The organism is Pantoea sp. NPDC088449 (assembly GCF_044753225.1).
Taxonomy (GTDB): domain Bacteria; phylum Pseudomonadota; class Gammaproteobacteria; order Enterobacterales; family Enterobacteriaceae; genus Pantoea; species Pantoea floridensis.
Map to the genome: position 1 here is coordinate 133516 of NZ_JBIVMT010000003.1, position 22102 is coordinate 155617.

Sequence of the window (22102 nt, forward strand, 5' to 3'; positions counted from 1 at the left end):
ATTTACGAGGTTTGAGTCATGTTTCATTCTTTCCGCCTACTCGGTCTACTACTAAACGCATCCAGTTTGCGCGGTAGACTCGTGGGCGGAATCAATAACTGATTCGAACCTGCAGAAGTTTAAGAAACCCGCGCCAATGCGCGGGTTTTTTTATGCTCGTAGCACCGGCAAAGTTAATGCAAAAGGAAGATTACGATGAGCCAGCAAGTTATTATTTTCGATACCACTCTGCGTGACGGCGAACAGGCTTTACAGGCTAGCCTGAGTGTTAAAGAAAAACTGCAGATCGCTCTGGCGTTGGAACGTATGGGCGTGGATGTGATGGAAGTGGGCTTCCCCGTTTCCTCCCCAGGTGATTTCGAATCCGTACAAACCATCGCTCGTACCATTAAAAACAGCCGTGTCTGCGGACTGGCACGCTGCGTTGAGAAGGACATTGACGCCGCATATGAATCATTGCGTGTTGCTGAAGCGTTCCGTATTCACACCTTCATCGCCACTTCGCCGATGCACATCGCCACCAAATTGCGCAGCACATTGCCAGAAGTGATTGAACGCGCAGTACACATGATTAAACGCGCCCGCAACTATACCGACGACGTTGAGTTCTCGTGTGAAGATGGCGGCCGTACGCCAATCGACGATCTGTGCCGCATGGTTGAAGCCGCTATTCATGCCGGTGCAACCACTATCAACATTCCGGATACCGTGGGCTACACCTTACCTGGCGAATACGCCAACATCATCGGCCAATTGGTAGCACGCGTGCCGAACATCGATAAAGCCATCCTGTCTGTTCATACCCATGACGATTTGGGTATGGCGACCGGCAATGCTATCGCCGCAGTGTTAGCAGGTGCACGTCAGGTTGAAGGAACCTTAAATGGTCTGGGTGAGCGCGCCGGTAACTGTGCGCTGGAAGAAGTGATTATGGCGATTAAAACCCGTCAGCAGATCATGAATGTGCACACCAACATCAATCATCAGGAAATCTACCGCACCAGCCAAACCGTTAGCCAAATCTGCAACATGCCAATTCCCGCTAACAAAGCGGTGGTCGGCTCCAACGCCTTCGCCCACTCCTCGGGCATTCATCAGGATGGCGTGCTGAAGAATCGTGAAAACTACGAAATCCTGACGCCAGAATCTATCGGCCTGCATAAAATCCAGCTGAATCTGACCTCACGATCGGGTCGTGCTGCGGTAAAACACCGCATGGAAGAGATGGGCTACAAAGAGTCTGATTACAATCTGGATACCTTATATGACGCCTTCCTGAAGCTGGCTGATAAGAAAGGTCAGGTCTTTGATTACGATCTGGAAGCCTTAGCCTTCATTAACAAACAGAACGAAGAGCCAGAGTATTTCCAGCTGAACGAATTCAACGTGCAGACCGGCTCCAGCGTTACCGCTACCGCATCTGTGCAATTGGGCTGCGGTGAAGAGACGAAGTCGGATGCCGCCACCGGTAATGGCCCTGTGGATGCGGTTTATCAAGCCATCAACCGCATCACCGGCTTTGAAGCCGAACTGATGAATTACAAGTTGACCGCGAAAGGCCACGGCGAGAACGCGCTGGGTCAGGTTGATATCGTGGTCAATTACAACGGTCGTAAATTCCACGGCGTGGGTCTGGCGACCGATATCGTCGAATCCTCTGCTAAAGCGATGGTGAACGCGTTGAACAACATTTGGCGTGCTAAGCAGGTGGAAAAAGAATTGCAGCGTAAATTTAAAGATCAGAAGGAAACGGTGTAACTATGTCTAAGTCTTCTCATATCGCGGTATTGCCAGGCGACGGAATTGGCCCGGAAGTGATGGCGCAGGCCATGAAAGTTCTCGATGCCATTCGTACGCGTTTCGATATGCGTATCACCACCAGCGAATATGATGTTGGCGGTATCGCCATCGATCGTCACGGCGAACCACTGCCACCGGCTACCGTTGCTGGCGCAGAACAAGCCGATGCAATTCTGTTTGGCTCAGTAGGTGGGCCCAAATGGGAGCATCTGCCACCTGCTCAGCAGCCAGAGCGCGGCGCGTTGCTGCCGCTGCGGAAGCACTTCAAGCTGTTCAGCAACCTGCGTCCGGCTGCACTGTATAAAGGTCTTGAAGCCTTCTGTCCGCTGCGCAGCGATATTGCCGAGCGCGGTTTCGATATCCTGTGCGTGCGTGAACTGACCGGCGGCATCTATTTTGGCCAACCGAAAGGCCGCGAAGGCAGCGGTCCGCACGAGCGCGCTTTCGATACCGAGGTGTATCACCGTTTCGAAATTGAGCGCATTGCCCGCATCGCCTTTGAATCTGCCCGCAAACGTCGCAACATCGTCACCTCTATCGATAAAGCCAACGTGTTGCAGACGTCAGTCATGTGGCGCGAGATTGTCAACGAAGTGGCAAAAGATTACCCGGATGTGCAGTTGAGCCATATGTACATCGATAACGCCACCATGCAACTGATTAAAGATCCCTCACAGTTTGACGTGCTGCTCTGTTCTAACCTGTTCGGTGACATCCTGTCTGACGAATGCGCGATGATTACCGGTTCCATGGGCTTGCTGCCTTCCGCCAGCCTGAATGAAGAGGGTTTCGGCCTGTTTGAACCCGCAGGCGGCTCCGCACCGGATATCGCCGGTCAGAACATTGCCAACCCAATTGCGCAGATTCTGTCGCTGTCGCTGCTGCTGCGTTATAGCCTGAATGCGGATGACGCCGCTGCTAGCATTGAACGCGCCGTGAGCCGCGCGTTGGAAGCGGGTTATCGCACCCGTGATTTGGCCGGTGACGGCAAAGCCGTGAGCACCGATGAGATGGGCAGCATCATTGCCGGGTTTATCGCCGAGGAAAAATAATAAAATGAAAAGCTTATACCAGAAGTTATTTGATGCACATGTCGTCCACGAAGCGCCTAAAGAAACCCCGTTACTGTATATCGATCGTCATCTGATTCATGAAGTAACGTCACCGCAGGCCTTTGATGGTCTGCGCGCGCACGGCCGCAAAGTGCGCCAGCCGTCGAAAACCTTCGCCACCATGGATCACAACGTTTCCACTCAGACCAAAGATATCAATGCGTCTGGCGAAATGGCGCGTATTCAGATGCAGGAGCTGATTAAGAACTGTGCTGAGTTCGGCATTCAGCTGTATGACCTGAATCACCCGTTCCAGGGCATTGTGCACGTCATTGGGCCAGAACAAGGCATGACGCTGCCGGGCATGACCATCGTCTGCGGCGACTCTCACACCGCCACCCACGGTGCGTTCGGTTCGCTGGCGTTCGGGATCGGCACCTCGGAAGTTGAGCATGTCTTCGCCACGCAAACCCTGAAACAGGGTCGCGCGAAAACCATGAAAATTGAAGTGCTGGGCAAGGCTGCACCGGGCATTACCGCCAAAGATATCGTGTTGGCGATCATTGGCAAAACCGGCAGCGCCGGTGGTACCGGTCACGTCGTTGAATTCTGTGGCCCCGCGATCGAAGCGCTGAGCATGGAAGGCCGCATGACGCTGTGTAACATGGCGATTGAAATGGGTGCCAAAGCGGGTCTGGTCGCGCCGGATGACACCACGTTCAATTACCTGCAAGACAAGCAGTTCGCACCAAAAGGCGAACAGTGGGATCAAGCGGTGGCTTACTGGCGCACGCTGAAATCCGATGAAGGTGCCACATTCGATACTATCGTTACCCTGCATGCGGAAGATATCGCACCGCAGGTCACCTGGGGCACCAATCCAGGCCAGGTGATGGCGGTGGATCAAGCTATCCCGAATCCACAATCCTTTGCCGATCCGGTGGAGCGCGCCTCCGCAGAGAAAGCACTGGCTTATATGGATCTGCAGCCTGGTATCAAACTGACCGACGTAGCGATCGATAAAGTGTTTATCGGCTCCTGCACCAACTCACGTATTGAAGATCTGCGCGCGGCGGCCGCGATTGCTAAAGGTCGCAAAGTGGCACCAGGCGTTGTGGCAATGGTGGTGCCGGGCTCAGGTCCGGTGAAGGCCCAAGCCGAAGCCGAAGGCCTGGATAAAATCTTCCTCGAAGCCGGTTTTGAATGGCGTTTGCCGGGATGCTCTATGTGTCTGGCAATGAACAACGACCGCCTGAATCCGGGTGAGCGCTGCGCATCAACCAGCAACCGTAACTTTGAAGGTCGTCAGGGCCGCGGTGGACGCACTCACCTGGTAAGCCCGGCGATGGCTGCGGCGGCTGCCGTAACCGGTCGCTTTGCCGACATTCGTGAATTGACTCAGGGAGCTTAAACCATGGCGAACAAATTTACTCAACACACCGGGATTGTGGCGCCATTGGATGCGGCCAACGTCGATACTGATGCCATCATTCCGAAGCAGTTCTTGCAGAAAGTGACGCGCACCGGTTTTGGCGCGCACCTGTTCCACGACTGGCGTTTTGATGACGATGCAGGTACCCAACCCACCGCCAGCTTCGTGCTGAACAAGCCAGAATTCAAAGGCACCAGCATTTTGCTGGCGCGTGAGAATTTCGGTTGCGGATCGTCGCGTGAGCATGCGCCCTGGGCGCTGACCGACTTCGGTTTCCATGTGGTGATTGCGCCAAGTTTCGCCGACATCTTCTATGGCAACAGTTTCAACAACCAGCTGCTGCCGGTGAAGCTGAGCGATGAAGAAGTGGATGAGATGTTCAAACTGGTCGCCGCACAGCCGGGCATCACTTTTACGGTAGATCTGGAAGCGCAAACGGTAACCGCAGGCGATAAAACCTACAGCTTCGAAATCGACAGCTTCCGCCGTCACTGCATGATCAACGGCCTTGATAGCATTGGCCTGACGCTGCAGCACGAAGCGTCGATCTCCAGCTACGAAACCAATCAGCCCGCGTTCTTACGCTAAGGCAATAAGGGCGACTGATGTCGCCCTTCTCTTTTCTAACTCTCAACCACATCTCGCACGCGCGACGCTAATGCCAGCGCCAGCACCGCTAACCCCAACGCCAGCCAGTAAACCGACTCGTGACCAAAGCGCTCGCTCATGGTGCCCTGGATGATGCCCGCGATAATCATGCCGGTGGAAATCGACGTGGTAAACAAGGTGGTTGCCGCACCCGCGCGCCCCGGCATTAAATCCTGGAACCACAGCATGCCAATCCCGGCGATGATGCCGATAAATGCCGCGTTGAATAGCTGCAGCACCATTAGCGCAGTGCGCGTCTGGAACATCACCAAACCGAGATAAAATACAATCGCTGCCACCAGCGCCAGCAACATCAGCATCCGTTTGCCGATACGACGCGCGTAATGCCCGGCCACCAGCATGATCGGAATTTCCAGCCCGGCGGCGGTGCCCATCAGTAACCCTGCTAGCTTCTCCGGCAGGCCAAGCGTGGTACTGATATACAGCGGCATATCAATGATATACATGGTGTTGCATGTCCACATAGTCACCGAAGCGATAAACAGCAGCCGCACCTGACTCTCTTTCCACGGGCTCAACTGCGTTAACACTTCTTCGGGTGAAGCCACCACGTGTGGCACCGACGGCAAGGTGCGCCAGATCAGTAGCATGCTCAGCAGAAAAATCCCCGCCGCGACGCAAAACAGCGTCACAAAGCCGTAATTAAGCGCCAGTGCAAACGACAAGGGCGGGCCGATCACCCACGCCAGCGACAGCTGCGCGCGCATCACCGAGCTAAACATCACCACTTCACGCGCTGACTGATCGGCATATTCACGCGCGAGCGCAAACACCTGCGGAATGGAAACGCTGGCAAGTGCAGATAAGAACACGCCCAGCGTGACAAGGGTTAAATAGTGGCGATTGAAGGCAAATAGCAGCGCATTAAGCGTCGCCATCAGACAGCAGAATAGAATCAGGTTGCGACGATCGCCCCGATTATCAGAGCGCTTGGCCATGAGCAGGCTGATGGCAATCCCCGCTATCGCATTGATGGTAAAGAATAAGCCAACCCAAAACGGGCTCACCTGCACTTCACGCGTCAGAAACAGACTTAACGTCGGTGCCTGCAGCGCACCGGCGACGCCGGTCATAAATGACACCGCCATAAACGAGAGATAGACCGGATTGATGCGACGTTGACGCGTTAACAGCGATTTCATGCCGAAATCCCTTTGCGGAAAAAAACAGGTAGAGAAATGAGGGTAGAAGATTCTACAGCAAAACGAAAAAAGCCAGCAGATAAAGCGCTGCTGGCGGTGAAAATGCACCCTACTCAGAAAGAGGTTCCACGTCGGCGGAACCGCTGGCAGAGCGCCATTCATTGCTGAATGCCTCCCGCTCTTCCATTGCCGGGCAGTATGCCTCTAATATGAGGCAGGAAAAACTGAGCGATTCTGAGAAGGAGTTCCCCTTTTATGTCCTCTTCACGTCTGCAACAGCAATTTATCCGCTTATGGCAAAGCTGTCAGGGGCAGGATCAGGAAACTACGTTAAGCGATCTGGCCGATCTGCTGCATTGCTCACGCCGCCATATGCGTAACCTGCTTAACGCCATGCAGCATGAGGGCTGGCTGATTTGGCAGGCGGAAGCGGGGCGTGGCAAGCGTTCAACGCTGAGTTTCTGTTACACCGGTTTAGCGCTACAGCAGCAGCGTGCCGAGGATCTGCTGGAGCAGGATCGCATTGAGCAGCTGGTGCAGTTGGTCGGCGACAAAAATCAGGTGCGCCAGATGATCGCGGCACATTTAGGCCGCAGCTTCCGCCAGGGCAAGCATATCCTGCGCGTGCTCTATTATCGCCCGTTGCCCAATCTGCTGCCCGGTTCACCGCTACGCCGCTCAGAAACTCACCTGGCACGGCAAATCTTCAACGGCCTGATGCGCATAAATGAGGAAAAGGGGGAAATCGAACCCGATATCGCGCACCATTGGCAGCAAACCTCCCCCCTGCACTGGCGCTTTTTCCAGCGCCCGGCGATTCGCTTTCATCATGGTCGCGAACTGGAAATGGAGGATATCATTACCTCGCTGGAACGCGTGCGCAGCCAGCCGCTGTTTTCCCATATCGAAAAGCTGCATTCGCCCGCCCCCTGGACGCTGGATATCTATTTGAGCCAGCCGGATGACTGGTTGCCCTGGCTGCTGGCGAGCGTCAGCGCAATGATTCTGCCGCGCGAGTGGCCGACGTTACGCCACTTTGCTCGCCAACCGATTGGCACCGGTCCGTACAGCGTGGTGCGTAACCAGCAAACGCAGCTAAAAATCGCCGCCTTCGATGATTACTTTGGCTATCGTGCCTTAATTGATGATGTGTCGATTTGGGTACTGCCCGAGATCAGCGATGAGCTAGTGTACGCTGGCGTAAAACTGCAGGGCGAAACCGCTGATGAGAAATCAGAAGAGAGTCGTCTGGAAGAAGGCTGTTATTTCCTCCTTTTCGATCAGCGTTCTGAGCGGGGACAAAATGCCCATTTTCGCCGCTGGGTGAGCTATCTGTTCAATCCTATCGCCCTGCTTAATCATGCGGGTGTAGGTTATCAGCGCTACTGGTTTCCGGCGTATGGCCTGTTGCCGCGCTGGCATCATCGCCGCGACCTCACGCCTGCCGACAAGCCGGAAGGACTCACACAATTAACCCTCAGCTGGTACAGCCATCACGTTGAGCATGAGGGTATCGCTAACGCGCTGCGTCCGCTGCTGGCGCTGCAAGGCGTCGAGTTGATTACGCGTGAGGTGAGTTATGAAGCGTGGTTTGAGGGCGCGGGCGAGAGTGATATCTGGCTCGGCAGCGTCAACTTTACCCTGCCGCTCGAGTATGCGCTGTTCGCTCAGCTGTATGAACTGCCGCTGATGCATCACTGCATTCCGATTGACTGGCAAGCCGACGCAGCGCGCTGGCGTCAGAAAGATTTAGCGCTGGCAGAATGGAGCAAGCAGTTAATTGATAGCGATTATTTGCATCCGCTGTTCCACCATTGGCTGCTGCTGGAAGGTCAACGCAGCATGCGCGGCGTACGGCTGAATACCCTCGGCTGGTTTGACTTCAAATCCGCCTGGTTTGCACCGCCGGAGTTGTGAAAAGGTCGCCAGCGCCGTTTTGTAGGGTGCGCATTCATGCGCACCGGGAAGCCTGGCACCAGACTTCCAACCGGTGATCCTTTCGCGCTGTCATTTAAATGTCTAGAATGTGCCGTTCTCAACGGGGTGCCTTAATTTGGCTGAGATAGACCCGTCGAACCTGATCCGGCTAATACCGGCGTAGGGATTTGAGATGCCTCACTCCTCAGATCCTTTGCGACTCAACCTTATTTTCTCCTCAAGGAGCGCAAAGTGTTAAATAAAGTTCTGCCTGTGATGCTGTTGGTTGCTGCACCGGCTTTGGCTGCCAAACCGGTTCTGACCGTTTACACCTACGATTCATTCTCGGCCGATTGGGGTCCCGGTCCGGCGGTAAAAAAAGCCTTTGAAGCGCAGTGCGGTTGCGAGCTGAATTACGTGGCGCTGGAAGATGGCGTATCGCTGCTTAATCGCGTGCGTATGGAAGGCAAAAACAGCAAAGCCGATGTGGTGCTGGGCCTCGATAACAATCTGCTGCAGGCGGCAGAGAAAACCGGCCTGTTTGCCAAAAGCAGCGTCGATACTCAAGCTTTGCAGCTGCCGGATGGCTGGCACAACGAGACTTTCATCCCATTCGATTATGGCTACTTCGCCTTCGTCTACGATAAAAACAAGCTGAAGAACCCACCCAAAAGCCTGAAAGAACTGGTCGAAAGCCCGGAGAAATGGCGCGTGATTTATGAAGATCCGCGCACCAGCACGCCTGGCCTTGGTCTGCTGCTGTGGATGCAGAAGGTCTATGGCGATAACGCGCCAGATGCCTGGCAGAAGCTGGCGCAAAAAACCGTCACCGTCACCAAAGGCTGGAGCGAGGCTTACGGTCTGTTCCTGAAAGGCGAAGGCGATCTGGTGTTGAGCTACACCACCTCTCCGGCCTACCACATCATCGAAGAGAAGAAAGAGAACTACGCCGCGGCCGAATTTAGCGAAGGCCACTATTTGCAGGTGGAGGTTGCCGCGCAGCTCGCCAGCAGCAAGCAGCCAAAGCTGGCGCAGCAGTTCATGCAGTTTATGGTTTCTCCGGCCTTCCAGCAGACCATTCCCAGCGGTAACTGGATGTATCCGGTGATCAAAAGCGATTTGCCAGCGGGTTATCACGCGTTGCAGGTGCCAAATAAAGCCCTGCAATTCACGCCAGCGGAAGTAGCCGATCATCGCGCCGCGTGGATTAGCGCCTGGCAACGCGCAGTTAGCCGCTAATGCCCGGTTGGTTAATTCCAGGCAGCATCACCGCGCTGTTGCTGTGCGCGGTGGCGCTGTTGGCCTTTGGTGCGCTGGTGATGGTCGCACCGGCTACTGACTGGCGCGCGTTGCTTGATGACAGCTATCTGCATCATGTGCTGGCGTTTTCCTTTGAACAGGCGCTACTTTCGGCGCTGCTGTCGGTACTGCCTGCTATCCTGCTGGCACGCGCGCTCTATCGCCGCCGTTTTCTTGGCCGCACTCTGCTGCTGCGCCTGTGCGCCATGACGCTGGTGCTGCCGGTGCTGGTGGCGGTATTCGGCCTGCTGAGCGTGTATGGCCGCAGCGGCTGGCTGGCGCAACTGTGCGCGGCCATCGGTTTTGACTACCACTTTTCGCCGTACGGCCTGCAGGGCATTTTGCTGGCGCACGTCTTCTTTAATTTGCCGCTGGCAACGCGTCTGCTGCTGCAGGCGCTGGAGAACATTCCCGGCGAGCAGCGGCAATTGGCCGCGCAGCTCGGCCTGCGCGGCTGGAATCTGTTTCGTCTGCTGGAGTGGCCGTGGCTGCGCCGCCAGATTCTGCCGACTGCCGCGCTAATCTTTATGCTGTGCTTTGCCAGCTTTGCCACCGTGCTGGCGCTAGGCGGCGGGCCGCAGGCTACCACGCTGGAACTGGCGATTTATCAGGCGCTGAATTTTGATTACGATCCGGCGCGCGCGGCGCTGCTGGCGCTGTTACAGCTCGGCTGCTGTTTACTGCTGGTACTGCTTAGCCAGCGCTTTAGCAAAGCCATTCCTACCGGCAGCCAGAACATTCGCGGCTGGCGCGATCCGCAGGACTCATGGCCTGCGCGCGTTGGCGACACGCTGCTCATCATGTCAGCATTACTCCTGTTGCTACCACCACTGGCTGCGGTCGTGGTGGATGGCCTGCGCGGCGGCGTGGCCGGTGCGCTGCAACAATCCGCGCTATGGCAAGCCACATTGACTTCACTGCGCATCGCTCTCGGTGCCGGCGTGCTGTGTGTGGTGCTGACTATGATGCTACTGTGGAGCAGCCGCGAACTGCGTCAGCGCCAGCGCATGTTTTCCGCTCAGGCCATGGAACTCAGCGGCATGCTGATTCTGGCGATGCCGGGCATTGTGCTGGCGAGCGGTTTTTTCCTGCTGTTTAATGCCACCGTTGGCCTGCCGCAGCGCGCCGATGGTTTGGTGATTTTCACTAACGCGCTGATCGCCATTCCCTACGCAATGAAAGTGCTGGAGAACCCGATGCGCGATATCAGCGCCCGTTACGGCCAGCTCTGCGCTTCACTTGGCATCTCAGGTTTTAACCGCCTGCGGCTGATTGAGCTGCGCGCGCTGAAACGTCCAATTGCACAGGCGCTGGCATTTGCCTGCGTGCTGTCAATCGGCGATTTCGGCGTGGTCGCGCTGTTTGGCAGCGCCGATTTTCGCACGCTGCCCTTCTACCTGTTCCAGCAGATCGGTGCCTATCGTGGCGCGGACGGTGCCGTCACCGCACTGCTGCTACTACTACTCTGCTTGCTCCTCTTTACGCTGATGGAAAAATTACCGGGCCGCCATGCTGACACTGAATAACCTCACTTACCTTTATCAGCATCTGCCGATGCGCTTCACTTTCGCGGCACAGGCCGGTGAACGCCTGGCGATCCTTGGCCCGAGCGGCGCAGGGAAAAGCACCTTGCTGAGTTTGCTTGGCGGCTTTTTAGCGGTAAACCAGGGTTCGCTGGTGATGAACGGCGTTGATCATACTCAGAGCGTGCCATCGGCGCGGCCTGTTTCGATGCTATTCCAGGAGAACAACCTCTTTCCGCACCTGACGGTGCAGCAAAACATGGCGCTGGGTTTACATCCTGGCTTGAAACTCACGCGCGCGCAGCAGCAGCAAGTCATTGACATTGCCGAACAAACCGGCTTGCAGGAGATGCTGACGCGCTTGCCGGGCCAACTTTCGGGTGGCCAGCGCCAGCGCGTGGCGCTGGCGCGTTGCCTGCTACGCAATCAGCCTATTTTGCTACTGGATGAGCCGTTTTCGGCGCTCGATCCGGCGCTGCGCGGCGAAATGTTACAGCTGGTGCGTTCGGTGTGCGAAACGCGCAATATCACGCTGCTCATGGTGTCGCACAGCCTGGAAGATGCCCAGCAGATTGCGCCGCGCAGTTTGGTGATTGTCGATGGGCGCATCTACTGGGATGGCAGCACGGAGAGTTTGATGCGAGGCGAAAGTGAGGCAGCCGCCATCCTTGGCGTGCAAGCGCGTTAAGCGAAGAAGACTTTCCACAGCAGCTGGCGGAAGATCGGCATCATCGGATGGAACTGGATCGCGATAAACGCGCCCACTCCAATCGCCGCCGCTAAAGGTGCCAGCCAGCGCAGACGTGCAGTCGGCAGATACTTCGTTGCCCAATCGACGGTTTTCCCGCTGCGCCACCAGCGCCACAGTAGCCAGCCACCGATCCATACCAGCAGCGCCACCAGCAACAGCAGCCATTTAAAGCTGCCGCCCTGCGCGGCCTGCGGTACATCAATCGCCACGCCCGCTAAAATGCCCGGCATCAAATAGGCGGGCGGCCAAAGAATGCAGCCGATGATATTAGGCGGCAGAAACTTGCGCACCGGCAGCTCCAGCATGCCAGCTGCCAGCGGAATCAGCGGGCGCGTCGGCCCCACAAAGCGCCCCACCAAAATTGTGAACATGCTGTGTTCATGCAGCGCATGCTCAGTTTTATCCAGCAATCCCTTGTACTTTTTCAGATATTTCCAGCGATGCAGCGGCCCCTGGAACTTCCAGCCGATGCCGTAAGAGACCCAGTCGCCGATTAAACAACCCACGAATCCGGCCGCCCACGCGGGGTAAAGACCAATTTGTCCACTGCCAACCAGCGCCCCAAGGCTGGCCATTAATACCGTGCCCGGCAACAGCAATCCCACGAAGGCCAGCGACTCAAGAAAGGTCACCAGCGCCACGGCGATCAGCGCGTACTCCAGCGATTGCGAAAACAGGTGTTGAATCCAGGCTTCCATAAATATCCTCTGCGGAATATAGAGGCTGGATTGTCCAGAGCATACCTGCAGGCGTCAAGGCAAGAATTGTAGAACGATGTTGACAAAGTGGTGACAATTTCACCCGCCGAGACACTGTATAAACATCCATGTTATACTGAGCCTAATTCATTCTCAGGAGTTAACGTGACCGATCCGCGCGCAGGTTTTCTGCTTACCCGACATTGGCGAGATACGCCGACCGGCAGCGAAGTGGTGCTATGGCTGGCAACCGACAGCGGCCCGCAGCGGCTGGTACTGCCTGCTCAGGAATCGGTGGCGTTTATTCCAGAGGAGTTTCGCGCGCAAACTGAGGCGCTACTGCACGACGAGCGCCATACGCGCCTGCAAACATTGGAGCTGAAGGATTTCCGCCGCCGCCCGGTGTTTGGCCTCTATTGCCGCAGCAACCGCCAACTGCAGAATCTGGAAAAACGCCTGCGCGAGAACGGCATTCCCGTTTACGAAGCGGATATTCGTCCGCCTGAACGCTATTTGATGGAGCGCTTTATTACCTCGCCGGTATGGTTTAGCGGTGAAACGCGCGGCGACAGCGTGGTGAATGCGCGCCTGAAACCCCATCCCGATTACCGTCCGCAGCTAAAATGGGTGTCGCTGGATATCGAAACCACCCAGCACGGCGAGCTTTATTGTATTGGCCTGGAAGGCTGCGGCCAGCGTCAGGTCTACATGCTCGGCCCCGCTAACGGTGACGCCAGCACCCTCGATTTTGAACTCATCTATGTTGAAAGCCGCCCGCAGCTGCTGGAGCAGCTCAACGCGTGGTTTGAGCAACATGAACCAGACGTGATTATCGGCTGGAACGTGGTGCAGTTTGACCTGCGCGTGTTACAAAAACATGCCGATCGCTACGGCATTCCGCTGCGTTTAGGTCGTCAGAAACAGGCTTTAGAGTGGCGTGAGCACGGTTTTAAACCCGATGTATTCTTCGCGCAGGCCACCGGCCGCTTAATTATTGACGGCATCGACGCGCTTAAATCTGCCTTCTGGGATTTCCCCTCTTTCAGCCTTGAAGCGGTCTCACGCCAGCTGCTGGGCGAAGGTAAAGCCATCGACAATCCGTGGCAGCGCATGGAAGAGATCAACTGGCGCTTTGCTAACGATAAGCCGGCGTTAGCGAAATACAATCTTAAAGATTGCGAGCTGGTAACGCGCATATTTCAGCACACCGCCATCATGCCGTTTCTGCTGGAACGCGCCACGGTAAACGGCCTGGCAGTCGATCGCCACGGCGGTTCGGTGGCGGCATTTGGTCATCTCTATATCCCTCGCATGCACCGCGCCGGTTTCGTCGCGCCTAACCTTGGTGAAGTAGCACCGGAAGCCAGCCCCGGCGGCTACGTCATGGATTCCCGTCCCGGCTTGTACGACTCGGTGCTGGTGCTGGATTATAAAAGCCTTTATCCCTCGATTATTCGCACCTTCCTGATCGATCCGGTTGGGCTGGTCGAGGGCCTGGCGCACCCGGATGATGCCGATTCCGTGCCCGGCTTTCGCAACGCGCGCTTTTCCCGCGAAATCCACTGCTTACCGGCGATTGTTGAGCAGATTTGGCAAGGGCGCGAAGCGGCCAAGCGCGACGGCAATAAACCGCTGTCACAGGCGCTGAAAATCATCATGAACGCCTTTTATGGCGTGCTCGGTACCAGCGCCTGTCGCTTTTTCGATCCGCGCCTGGCGTCATCCATTACGCTGCGCGGCCACGCCATCATGCAACAAACGCGTGAGCTGATTGAAGCGGAAGGCTTTGATGTGATTTATGGCGATACCGATTCTACCTTTGTCTGGCTGAAAGGCGCGCACAGCGAAGAGGATGCTGCGGCAATTGGTCGCCGTCTGGCTGTACACGTCAACGGCTGGTGGCAACAGCATCTGCAAGCGACTTATGGACTGGCGAGCGCGCTGGAGCTGGAGTACGAAACCCATTTCAGCCGTTTCCTGATGCCAACGATTCGCGGCGCTGAACAAGGCAGCAAAAAGCGCTACGCCGGCATGATGCGAAGCGACGGCGGCGAACGGCTGGTGTTTAAAGGTCTTGAATCGGTGCGTACCGACTGGACGCCGCTGGCGCAGCAGTTCCAGCAAAATCTTTATGGCCGCATTTTCCGCGGCGAGCCGTGGCAGGATTATATCCGCGAAACCGTGGCGCAACTGCTGGCCGGGGAGCTCGATGAGCAGCTGATTTACAAAAAGCGGCTGCGTCGTGCGTTAAAAGATTACGAGCGCAATGTGCCGCCCCACGTGCGCGCCGCGCGCCTCGCCGATGAGCAAAATCGTAAGCTGCAACGGCCGTTGCAGTACCAAAACGGCGGCTCGATACGCTATGTGATGGCGACGGCAGGACCGGAACCGCTTGAGGCGCGTAACACGCCTCTCGACTACGATCATTACGTCACCAAACAGCTACAACCGGTGGCTGACGGCATTTTACCGTTCGTGGGTGATGACTTTGCTACACTGATTACTGGGCAGCTGGGGCTTTTTTGACAGGTGACGAATGCCTTGCCATCCAGTACCATAGCGCCCTTCCTGATTCTCACCGCACACACAATTTGACCAAACACCCGTTTGGCGGTTGCGTATTGCCTGAGTGCAGGTGAACTTCTTTATGGCATGTAAGAGAGTCGAGCAAAAAATATATGGTTTTTACACTGGGTCAGCGCTGGATTAGTGATACGGAAAGTGAACTGGGACTGGGCACGGTTGTTGCGATCGATACGCGCATGATCACCATGCTGTTTCCGGCAACCGGCGAAAATCGCCTCTATGCCCGAAATGATTCTCCGGTAACTCGCGTAATTTTCAATCCGGGTGACACCATCACCAGTCATGAAGGCTGGCAGATGTGCGTCGATGAAGTCCGCAACGAAAACGAATTAATGACTTACATCGGCACGCGTCTTGATACCGAAGAAACGGGTGTGGTGATGCGCGAAGTGATGCTGGACAGCAAACTGGTGTTCAGCAAGCCACAGGATCGCCTGTTCGCCGGTCAGCTCGACCGCATGGATCGTTTTGCGCTGCGTTTCCGCGCCCGCAAATATCACAGTGAGCAATACCGCTTGCCGATCAGCGGCCTGCGCGGCATGCGCACCAACCTGATCCCGCATCAGCTGCACATTGCGCACGATGTTGGCCGTCGTCACGCACCGCGCGTGCTGCTGGCGGATGAAGTCGGCCTGGGTAAAACCATCGAAGCCGGCATGATCATCCAGCAACAGCTGCTGGCGGGCCGTGCCGAGCGCGTGCTGATCGTGGTGCCAGAAACGCTGCAACATCAGTGGCTGGTCGAAATGCTGCGTCGCTTCAACCTGCGCTTTGCGCTGTTTGATGATGATCGCTATACCGAAGCGCAGCACGACAGCGATAACGCCTTTGAAACCGAGCAGCTGATTATCTGTTCGCTTGATTTTGTACGCCGTAACAAGCAGCGTCTTGAACTGCTGGCGGATGCCGATTGGGATCTGCTGGTGGTCGATGAAGCGCACCACCTGGCGTGGAGCGAAGACGCACCGAGCCGTGAATATCAGGTTATTGAGCAGCTGGCTGAGAAAACGGCTGGCGTGCTGCTGCTGACCGCAACGCCGGAACAGCTGGGCTTAGAGAGCCACTTTGCCCGTCTGCGCCTGCTCGATCCAAATCGCTTCCACGATTTTGGCCAGTTCGTTGAAGAACAGCAGCATTACCGCCCGGTGGCGGATGCCGTCAGCTCGCTGCTGGCCGATCACGCCATCAGCAAAGATGAAATGAATCTGATCAACGATTTGATCGGTGAGCAGGATATCGAGCCGCTGCTGCAGGTGGCTAACAGCGATCGCGACGGCAAAGAAGATGCGCGCAAAGAGCTGGTTTCAATGCTGATGGATCGCCACGGCACCAGCCGCGTGCTGTTTCGCAACACGCGTAACGGTGTAAAAGGCTTCCCGAAACGCGAGCTGCATCAGATTCGCCTGCCGCTGCCGGCGCAGTATCAAACCGCAATTAAAGTCTCCGGCATTATGGGCACGCGTAAAAGCGCAGAAGAACGCGCGCGTGACATGCTGTATCCCGAGCAGATTTATCAGGAATTTGAAGGCGATAGCGGAACCTGGTGGAACTTTGATCCGCGCGTAGAGTGGCTGATGGGCTATCTCACCAGCAACCGCAAAGAGAAAGTGCTGGTGATCTGCGCTAAAGCGGCCACCGCGCTGCAGCTGGAGCAGGTGCTGCGTGAGCGCGAAGGCATCCGCGCCGCCGTCTTCCACGAAGGTTTATCGATCATCGAGCGTGACCGCGCGGCAGCATTCTTCGCCTCAGAAGAGGATGGTGCGCAGGTGCTGCTGTGCTCAGAAATCGGTTCTGAAGGCCGTAACTTCCAGTTCGCTAGCCGCCTGGTAATGTTCGATCTGCCGTTTAACCCGGATCTGCTCGAGCAGCGTATCGGTCGTCTCGATCGTATCGGCCAAATGCATGACATCCAGATTCTGGTGCCGTGGCTGGAAAAAACCGCACAGGCGGTGCTGCTGCGCTGGTATCACGAAGGTCTGGACGCGTTTGAGCATACCTGCCCAACCGGCCGCGCCATTTACGATAAAGAGTACTCTCAGCTGATTGAATACCTCGCCGCGCCGGAGAATCCGCAGGGGCTGGATGCGTTCATCACGGAAAGCCGTAAGCAGCATGATGCGCTGAAATCTCAGCTGGAACAGGGGCGCGATCGCTTGCTGGAACTGAACTCCAATGGCGGTGAAGCGGCGCAAGCGCTGGCGAACGCGATCGGCGAGCAGGACAACGATACCGATCTGGTCAGCTTCGCGCTGAATTTGTTCGATATCGTCGGCATCAATCAGGAAGATCGCAGCGATAGCCTGATCGTGCTGACGCCTTCCGATCATATGCTGGTTCCCGATTTCCCAGGCCTGCCGGAAGACGGTTGCACTGTGACCTTTAACCGCAATCAGGCGCTGTCGCGCGAAGATACCCAGTTCATCACCTGGGAGCATCCGCTGATCCTCAATGGCCTTGACCTGATTCTTTCGGGCGATACCGGCAGCTGCGCGCTATCGCTGCTGAAAAACAAGGCGCTGCCGGTAGGCACGCTGTTGGTCGAGATGATCTACGTGGTGGAAGCGCAGGCACCGAAAAACCTGCAGCTCACCCGCTTCCTGCCGCCAACGCCAGTGCGTTTGTTGATGGACCGTGCCGGTAATAACCTGGCTGGCAAGGTCGAGTTCGAAAGCTTCAACCGTCAGCTGAATGCGGTGAATCGTCATACCGGCAGCAAGCTGGTGAATGCGGTGCAGCAAGACGTGCATGAGATTCTGACCCAGGCGGAAAAAGTGATCGTGCCGGAAGCGCAGGCGATAATTGCTGCGGCGAAAGTCGAAGCCGAAGAGAAGCTGGGAGCCGAACTGTCACGCCTTGAAGCGCTGCGCGCCGTTAACCCCAACATCCGTGATGATGAGGTTGAAGCGCTGGAAAGCAATCGCGAGCAGGTATTGGAAAGCCTCGGCGACGCCGGCTGGCGTCTTGATGCGCTGCGCCTGATCGTCGTGACGCACCAATAATGTTCAGGACCACGACATCATGCTGATGGAAGCGTACAACCCGCCGCTCGAACCCTGGCTGCATATTCTGTATCAGGACGAGCACATTATGGTGGTGAATAAACCGAGCGGGTTGCTGTCGGTGCCGGGCCGCCTGGAGGAGCACAAGGATAGCGTGATGACGCGCATCCAGCGTGATTTCCCGCAGGCGGAATCGGTGCATCGTCTTGATATGGCGACCAGCGGCGTGATTGTCGTGGCCCTGAATAAAGCGGCAGAGCGTGAACTCAAGCGCCAGTTCCGTGAGCGTGAGCCCTCTAAGTATTATGTGGCGCGCGTTTGGGGCCATCCGGCCGCCGAGAAAGGCTTAATCGATCTGCCGCTGATTTGCGACTGGCCAAATCGACCGAAGCAGATGGTGTGTTTCGAGAACGGCAAAGCAGCGCAGACCGAATATCAGGTGCTGGAGTATGAAACCACCAACAGTGCGCGCGTACAGCTGAAGCCCATTACCGGTCGTTCCCACCAGCTACGTGTGCATTTGCTGGCGCTGGGGCATCCGATTCTCGGCGATCGTTTTTATGCGCATGAAGAGGCTCTGGCCATGGCGCCGCGTTTGCAGCTGCATGCCGAGTCGCTGACGATTACGCATCCAGCGTTTGGTAACAGTATGACGTTTAGACAGCCGGCAGATTTTTAGTTTCGTCCCTCACCCTAGCCCTCTCCCGCAAGCGGGCGAGGGAACCGTTTTGTGCGATGTTAAAGTGAATCACTCAACCTCAAAATTTGCTCGATCAGCCCCCTCTACCGCTTGCGGGAGAGGGCCGGGGTGAGGGAAAAACAACCTTACTTAAACCCCTTCTCCTTACGAATCAAATCGTAAGCCGCCTGAATTTCCTGCGCTTTCTGTTTCGCCATCTCCATCATTTCCGGCGGCAAGCCTTTCGCCACCAGCTTGTCGGGATGATGCTCGCTCATCAGCTTGCGGTACGCGCGCTTGATGGTGGTGCCATCATCGCTGCTTTTCACGCCCAGCACGCTGCAGGCATCTTCTAACGTAGGCCCACGTTGCGACTGTTGATAGGCCCCGCCGGAGTAAGAACCGCCGCCACCAAACTGCTGGCCGCCTTCCATCATACGCAGGAACTGATCAAACTGTGCTCGTGAAATGCCCAACTCTTCGGCGATGACATACAGCACTTGCCGCTCGTTGGGATGCAGTGAACCATCGGCGAACGCCGCCTGAATCTGGATTTCCAGAAACATCCGAATCAGATCGAAACGACCAAAGCAGGCGCTGCGCAGCTCGCGTAGTTTACTACGCAATGGATAGTCGCTCTGTTTGCCTTCACGAAAAGCCCGCTGTGCGGCGGTACGTGCATCACCGTGCAGCTGCATACGATCCATAAATAAGGAAGCAATCTGGATATCTGCTTCGGTCACGCGCCCTTTTGACTTGGTCAAATGGCCCATCACCTGGAAAGTGGTACTGAAAAACAGCGTCTGACGCGCCTGGTTATTGGCAAAATAACCCTGTCCCTTCACGCTGCGTACTTTGTCAAACATGTGACCAATGATCAGACCCAGTACAATGCCCCAAAAGCCTGCACCGGAAAATATCCCGATAGCCAGACCGATTACTTTTCCCCAGTAGCGCATAAACTCCTCAATTCGCCATGCTTGCGGCTGAAAATTGCATTATCATACCTGTCATTTATCTCAGCGCCTAACGGCAACGCGGACAGACAAGGATTAACACTGGCGCAACGCCGGGCAGTAAGTTAGTCTCTGACCGGATTGTCGGCATGATGCCAGTTTTCATGGAATTATCGAAACCGCGTATGAAAAAACGTATACCTACCCTGCTGGCTACCATGATTGGTGCAGCGCTTTATAGCCAGTCATCACTTGCCGACGATCTGATGTCGCAGTGCATGCTGGGCGTGCCGAGCTACAACCGCCCGCTGGTTAATGGCGATACCAATTCGCTGCCGGTCACCATCAATTCTGATTCAGCCAAAGGCAATTATCCGAATGACGCGGTGTTCACTGGCAACGTCGATGTGCAACAGGGCAATAGCCGCCTGCGTTCCGACGAGGTGCAGCTGCATCAACGTCCGCAGGATGGCCAAACCACGCCGGTTCGCACCGTGGATGCGCTGGGTAATGTGCACTATGACGACAATCAGGTCATCCTCAAAGGTCCGAAAGCCTGGTCAAATCTGAACACCAAAGACACCAATGTGTGGAACGGTGATTATCAGATGGTTGGCCGCCAGGGCCGCGGCGATGCCGATCAGATGAAACTGCGCGGTAATAATCGCTATACCATTCTGGAAAACGGCAGCTTTACCTCCTGCTTGCCGGGTTCCAACAGTTGGAGCGTGGTGGGTTCCGAAGTGATTCAGGACCGCGAAGAAGAAGTCGCGGAGATCTGGAACGCCCGCTTTAAACTCGGCAATGTGCCGGTGTTTTACAGCCCCTATTTGCAGTTGCCGATTGGCGATCGTCGTCGTTCTGGCTTCCTGATCCCGAATGCGAAGTACGGTAGCAATAACGGCTTCGAATTCATGCTGCCGTATTACTGGAATATCGCGCCACAGGCCGATGCCACTATTACGCCGCATTATATGGAAAAACGCGGTCTGCAATTGCAGAACGAATTCCGCTATCTGACGGTGTTTGGTGCGGGTCTGATGGAGCTGGATTATCTTCAGTCAGATAAGCAGTACGATAACGACAAAGCCGTGCGCGGAATCGCACAGAATGACAGCTCCGATCGCTGGTTATTCTTCTGGCGTCATGCAGGCGTTTACGATCAGCACTGGCGTTTCAATGCTGACTACACCAAAGTGAGCGATCCGTATTACTTCAACGATCTCGACTCGAAGTACTACAGCTCCACCGACGGTTACGCCACGCAGAAGTTCAGTTTTGGCTATGCGGACACCAACTGGGATGCCACCCTGTCGAGTAAAGACTTCCAGGTCTTTGGTAACACCAGCAACAGCAATGTCTATCGCGCTCAGCCTCAGCTCGATCTGAATTTCTATCAGAACGATATAGGACCGTTTGATGGCCACGTTTATGCTCAAGCGGTGAAATTTACCAACGTAAACAGCCGCATGCCGGAAGCGACGCGTTTGCACCTCGAACCAACGCTGGATCTGCCACTGTCAAACGGCTGGGCAAGCCTGGATACCGAAGCGAAATTCCTGGCAACCCATTACCAACAAGAAAATATCAACGCCTATAACAACGGCGAAATTGCGAACGTCGGCGGTTCAAGCGGTCGTTTGGATGATTCGGTTAACCGTACTCTGCCGCAGTTCAAAGTCGATGGTCGCTTAGTATTTGACCGCGATATGGATTGGGAACCTGGCTATACGCAGACGCTGGAACCGCGTGTGCAGTACCTTTACGTTCCTTATCGTAACCAGAGCAATATCTACCCTTACGACTCAACCCTACTGCAAACTGATTACACCGGTTTGTTCCGCGATCGTACCTACAGCGGCCTGGATCGCATCGCTTCCGCTAACGAAGTGGCTTCTGGTGTTACCACGCGTATTTATGATAACGATCTGGTTGAACGTTTTAACGTTTCTGTGGGTCAAATCTACTCGTTTACCCCGTCTCGTACCGGCGTAAACCAGACGAACAAAGAAGATGACACCGGCAGCCTGGTCTGGGCCGGCGACACTTACTGGAAAATCAGCGATCGCTGGGGCGCGCGTGGTGGACTGCAATATGACACGCGCCTCGATAACGTGGCACAGGGTAACGCCGTGGTTGAGTATCGTCAGGATGCCGATCGCATGGTACAGCTGAGCTACCGCTACAGCAGCCCGGAATACGTAGCGCAGGCGCTGAATAACTCAAACCTGGTGACGGATCCGATTTACAAAAACGGGATTTCGCAGGTGGGTGCCACCGCCAGCTGGCCAATTGCCGATGCCTGGTCACTGGTTGGCGGTTATTACTACGATACCCGCAACAGTCGTCCGGCTGAGCAGCTGGTCGGCCTGCAGTACAGCTCGTGCTGCTACGCCATCCGTCTGGGTTACGAACGCAAGATCAACGGTTGGGAAAACAACGACAGTAAGTATGACAACCAAATCTCATTCAACATTGAGCTGCGTGGTCTGAGTTCCAACTATGGCTTAGGCACCAATGAAATGCTGCGTCAGGGCATCATCCCTTACCAGCGCGCTTTCTGATGTTGTGATGTTTGACAGGCTATCCCGCAGTGCGG

The 22102-nt window shown here is 55.8% G+C and carries 16 protein-coding genes and 1 riboswitch; of the genes, 13 read left to right on the top strand and 3 right to left on the bottom strand.

What is annotated here, in order from left to right:
* The first annotated feature begins 18 nt into the window (after positions 1 to 18).
* From leuL to leuD, 5 genes are all read left to right on the top strand, one after another.
* Entirely contained in the window at positions 19 to 102 is an 84-nt protein-coding gene (gene leuL, locus ACIP6T_RS15150; protein WP_099686952.1) for a leu operon leader peptide, read from the top strand.
* Between the two features lie 93 nt (positions 103 to 195).
* A complete protein-coding gene (gene leuA, locus ACIP6T_RS15155) occupies positions 196 to 1758 on the top strand; it encodes a 2-isopropylmalate synthase (protein WP_097094949.1) in 1563 nt (520 codons plus the stop codon).
* A gap of 2 nt (positions 1759 to 1760) precedes the next feature.
* Complete coding sequence (leuB, locus tag ACIP6T_RS15160; RefSeq protein ID WP_007885003.1) at positions 1761 to 2852, top strand: 3-isopropylmalate dehydrogenase; 1092 nt, start codon at positions 1761 to 1763, stop codon at positions 2850 to 2852.
* 4 nt (positions 2853 to 2856) lie between these two features.
* Positions 2857 to 4263, top strand: a complete 1407-nt coding sequence (gene leuC / locus ACIP6T_RS15165; RefSeq protein ID WP_400457994.1) for a 3-isopropylmalate dehydratase large subunit — start codon at positions 2857 to 2859, stop codon at positions 4261 to 4263.
* A gap of 3 nt (positions 4264 to 4266) precedes the next feature.
* On the top strand, positions 4267 to 4872 hold the full coding sequence (leuD, locus tag ACIP6T_RS15170; protein WP_097094951.1) for a 3-isopropylmalate dehydratase small subunit: 606 nt from the start codon (positions 4267 to 4269) through the stop codon (positions 4870 to 4872).
* 35 nt (positions 4873 to 4907) lie between these two features.
* Here the strand turns inward: leuD and ACIP6T_RS15175 are convergent, their stop codons facing one another.
* Positions 4908 to 6095 carry an MFS transporter gene (locus ACIP6T_RS15175; protein ID WP_400457995.1) on the bottom strand — a complete coding sequence of 396 codons (1188 nt, stop codon included), beginning with the start codon at positions 6093 to 6095 and terminating at the stop codon, positions 4908 to 4910.
* Positions 6096 to 6350: 255 nt separating this feature from the next.
* Here ACIP6T_RS15175 and sgrR point away from each other — a divergent pair, with 255 nt between their 5' ends.
* From sgrR to thiQ, 4 genes are all read left to right on the top strand, one after another.
* Positions 6351 to 8012, top strand: coding sequence for an HTH-type transcriptional regulator SgrR (sgrR, locus tag ACIP6T_RS15180; protein WP_400457996.1), 1662 nt, complete (start codon positions 6351 to 6353; stop codon positions 8010 to 8012).
* Between the two features lie 112 nt (positions 8013 to 8124).
* A riboswitch (TPP riboswitch) is annotated at positions 8125 to 8217 on the top strand.
* Positions 8218 to 8264: 47 nt separating this feature from the next.
* Positions 8265 to 9251 (top strand): thiamine ABC transporter substrate binding subunit, encoded by a 987-nt coding sequence (thiB, locus tag ACIP6T_RS15185; RefSeq protein WP_345827279.1) that lies wholly within the window; start codon positions 8265 to 8267, stop codon positions 9249 to 9251.
* Positions 9251 to 10837 carry a thiamine/thiamine pyrophosphate ABC transporter permease ThiP gene (gene thiP / locus ACIP6T_RS15190; protein WP_400457997.1) on the top strand — a complete coding sequence of 529 codons (1587 nt, stop codon included), beginning with the start codon at positions 9251 to 9253 and terminating at the stop codon, positions 10835 to 10837. Before thiB ends, thiP begins: the two co-directional genes overlap by 1 nt.
* Positions 10821 to 11522: a thiamine ABC transporter ATP-binding protein ThiQ gene (gene thiQ, locus ACIP6T_RS15195; protein ID WP_400457998.1), complete on the top strand. Its 702-nt coding sequence runs from the start codon at positions 10821 to 10823 to the stop codon at positions 11520 to 11522. The genes thiP and thiQ overlap by 17 nt, the downstream gene beginning before the upstream one ends.
* On the opposite strand, the gene ACIP6T_RS15200 is transcribed toward thiQ, so the two are convergent.
* Positions 11519 to 12283, bottom strand: a complete 765-nt coding sequence (locus tag ACIP6T_RS15200; protein WP_097094957.1) for a DedA family protein — start codon at positions 12281 to 12283, stop codon at positions 11519 to 11521. The genes thiQ and ACIP6T_RS15200 overlap by 4 nt on opposite strands.
* Before the next feature lie 165 nt (positions 12284 to 12448).
* Here ACIP6T_RS15200 and polB point away from each other — a divergent pair, with 165 nt between their 5' ends.
* The 3 genes from polB to rluA all read left to right on the top strand — a co-directional run bounded on the left by polB (position 12449) and on the right by rluA (position 18547).
* A complete protein-coding gene (gene polB, locus ACIP6T_RS15205) occupies positions 12449 to 14809 on the top strand; it encodes a DNA polymerase II (RefSeq protein ID WP_400457999.1) in 2361 nt (786 codons plus the stop codon).
* A gap of 152 nt (positions 14810 to 14961) precedes the next feature.
* Positions 14962 to 17868, top strand: a complete 2907-nt coding sequence (gene rapA, locus ACIP6T_RS15210) for an RNA polymerase-associated protein RapA (protein WP_400458000.1) — start codon at positions 14962 to 14964, stop codon at positions 17866 to 17868.
* A 19-nt stretch (positions 17869 to 17887) separates the two neighbouring features.
* The gene (gene rluA, locus ACIP6T_RS15215) at positions 17888 to 18547 is read left to right on the top strand and encodes a bifunctional tRNA pseudouridine(32) synthase/23S rRNA pseudouridine(746) synthase RluA (protein WP_345827284.1); all 660 of its coding nucleotides are present in this window, start codon (positions 17888 to 17890) and stop codon (positions 18545 to 18547) included.
* A 146-nt stretch (positions 18548 to 18693) separates the two neighbouring features.
* Here the strand turns inward: rluA and djlA are convergent, their stop codons facing one another.
* Positions 18694 to 19506 carry a co-chaperone DjlA gene (gene djlA, locus ACIP6T_RS15220; protein WP_097094961.1) on the bottom strand — a complete coding sequence of 271 codons (813 nt, stop codon included), beginning with the start codon at positions 19504 to 19506 and terminating at the stop codon, positions 18694 to 18696.
* Positions 19507 to 19688: 182 nt separating this feature from the next.
* Here djlA and lptD point away from each other — a divergent pair, with 182 nt between their 5' ends.
* The gene (lptD, locus tag ACIP6T_RS15225; RefSeq protein WP_400458001.1) at positions 19689 to 22067 is read left to right on the top strand and encodes an LPS assembly protein LptD; all 2379 of its coding nucleotides are present in this window, start codon (positions 19689 to 19691) and stop codon (positions 22065 to 22067) included.
* Positions 22068 to 22102 lie beyond the last annotated feature (35 nt).

What these genes read in the sequence shown, in the direction of transcription:
- ACIP6T_RS15175 (WP_400457995.1), bottom strand. Translation starts at nt 6,095, where the DNA reads ATGAAATCGCTGTTAACGCGTCAACGTCGCATCAATCCGGTCTATCTC.
- leuA (WP_097094949.1), top strand. Translation starts at nt 196, where the DNA reads ATGAGCCAGCAAGTTATTATTTTCGATACCACTCTGCGTGACGGCGAA.
- leuL (WP_099686952.1), top strand. Translation starts at nt 19, where the DNA reads ATGTTTCATTCTTTCCGCCTACTCGGTCTACTACTAAACGCATCCAGT.
- sgrR (WP_400457996.1), top strand. Translation starts at nt 6,351, where the DNA reads ATGTCCTCTTCACGTCTGCAACAGCAATTTATCCGCTTATGGCAAAGC.
- rluA (WP_345827284.1), top strand. Translation starts at nt 17,888, where the DNA reads ATGCTGATGGAAGCGTACAACCCGCCGCTCGAACCCTGGCTGCATATT.
- leuD (WP_097094951.1), top strand. Translation starts at nt 4,267, where the DNA reads ATGGCGAACAAATTTACTCAACACACCGGGATTGTGGCGCCATTGGAT.
- thiQ (WP_400457998.1), top strand. Translation starts at nt 10,821, where the DNA reads ATGCTGACACTGAATAACCTCACTTACCTTTATCAGCATCTGCCGATG.
- rapA (WP_400458000.1), top strand. Translation starts at nt 14,962, where the DNA reads ATGGTTTTTACACTGGGTCAGCGCTGGATTAGTGATACGGAAAGTGAA.
- leuB (WP_007885003.1), top strand. Translation starts at nt 1,761, where the DNA reads ATGTCTAAGTCTTCTCATATCGCGGTATTGCCAGGCGACGGAATTGGC.
- leuC (WP_400457994.1), top strand. Translation starts at nt 2,857, where the DNA reads ATGAAAAGCTTATACCAGAAGTTATTTGATGCACATGTCGTCCACGAA.
- lptD (WP_400458001.1), top strand. Translation starts at nt 19,689, where the DNA reads ATGAAAAAACGTATACCTACCCTGCTGGCTACCATGATTGGTGCAGCG.
- djlA (WP_097094961.1), bottom strand. Translation starts at nt 19,506, where the DNA reads ATGCGCTACTGGGGAAAAGTAATCGGTCTGGCTATCGGGATATTTTCC.
- ACIP6T_RS15200 (WP_097094957.1), bottom strand. Translation starts at nt 12,283, where the DNA reads ATGGAAGCCTGGATTCAACACCTGTTTTCGCAATCGCTGGAGTACGCG.
- thiP (WP_400457997.1), top strand. Translation starts at nt 9,251, where the DNA reads ATGCCCGGTTGGTTAATTCCAGGCAGCATCACCGCGCTGTTGCTGTGC.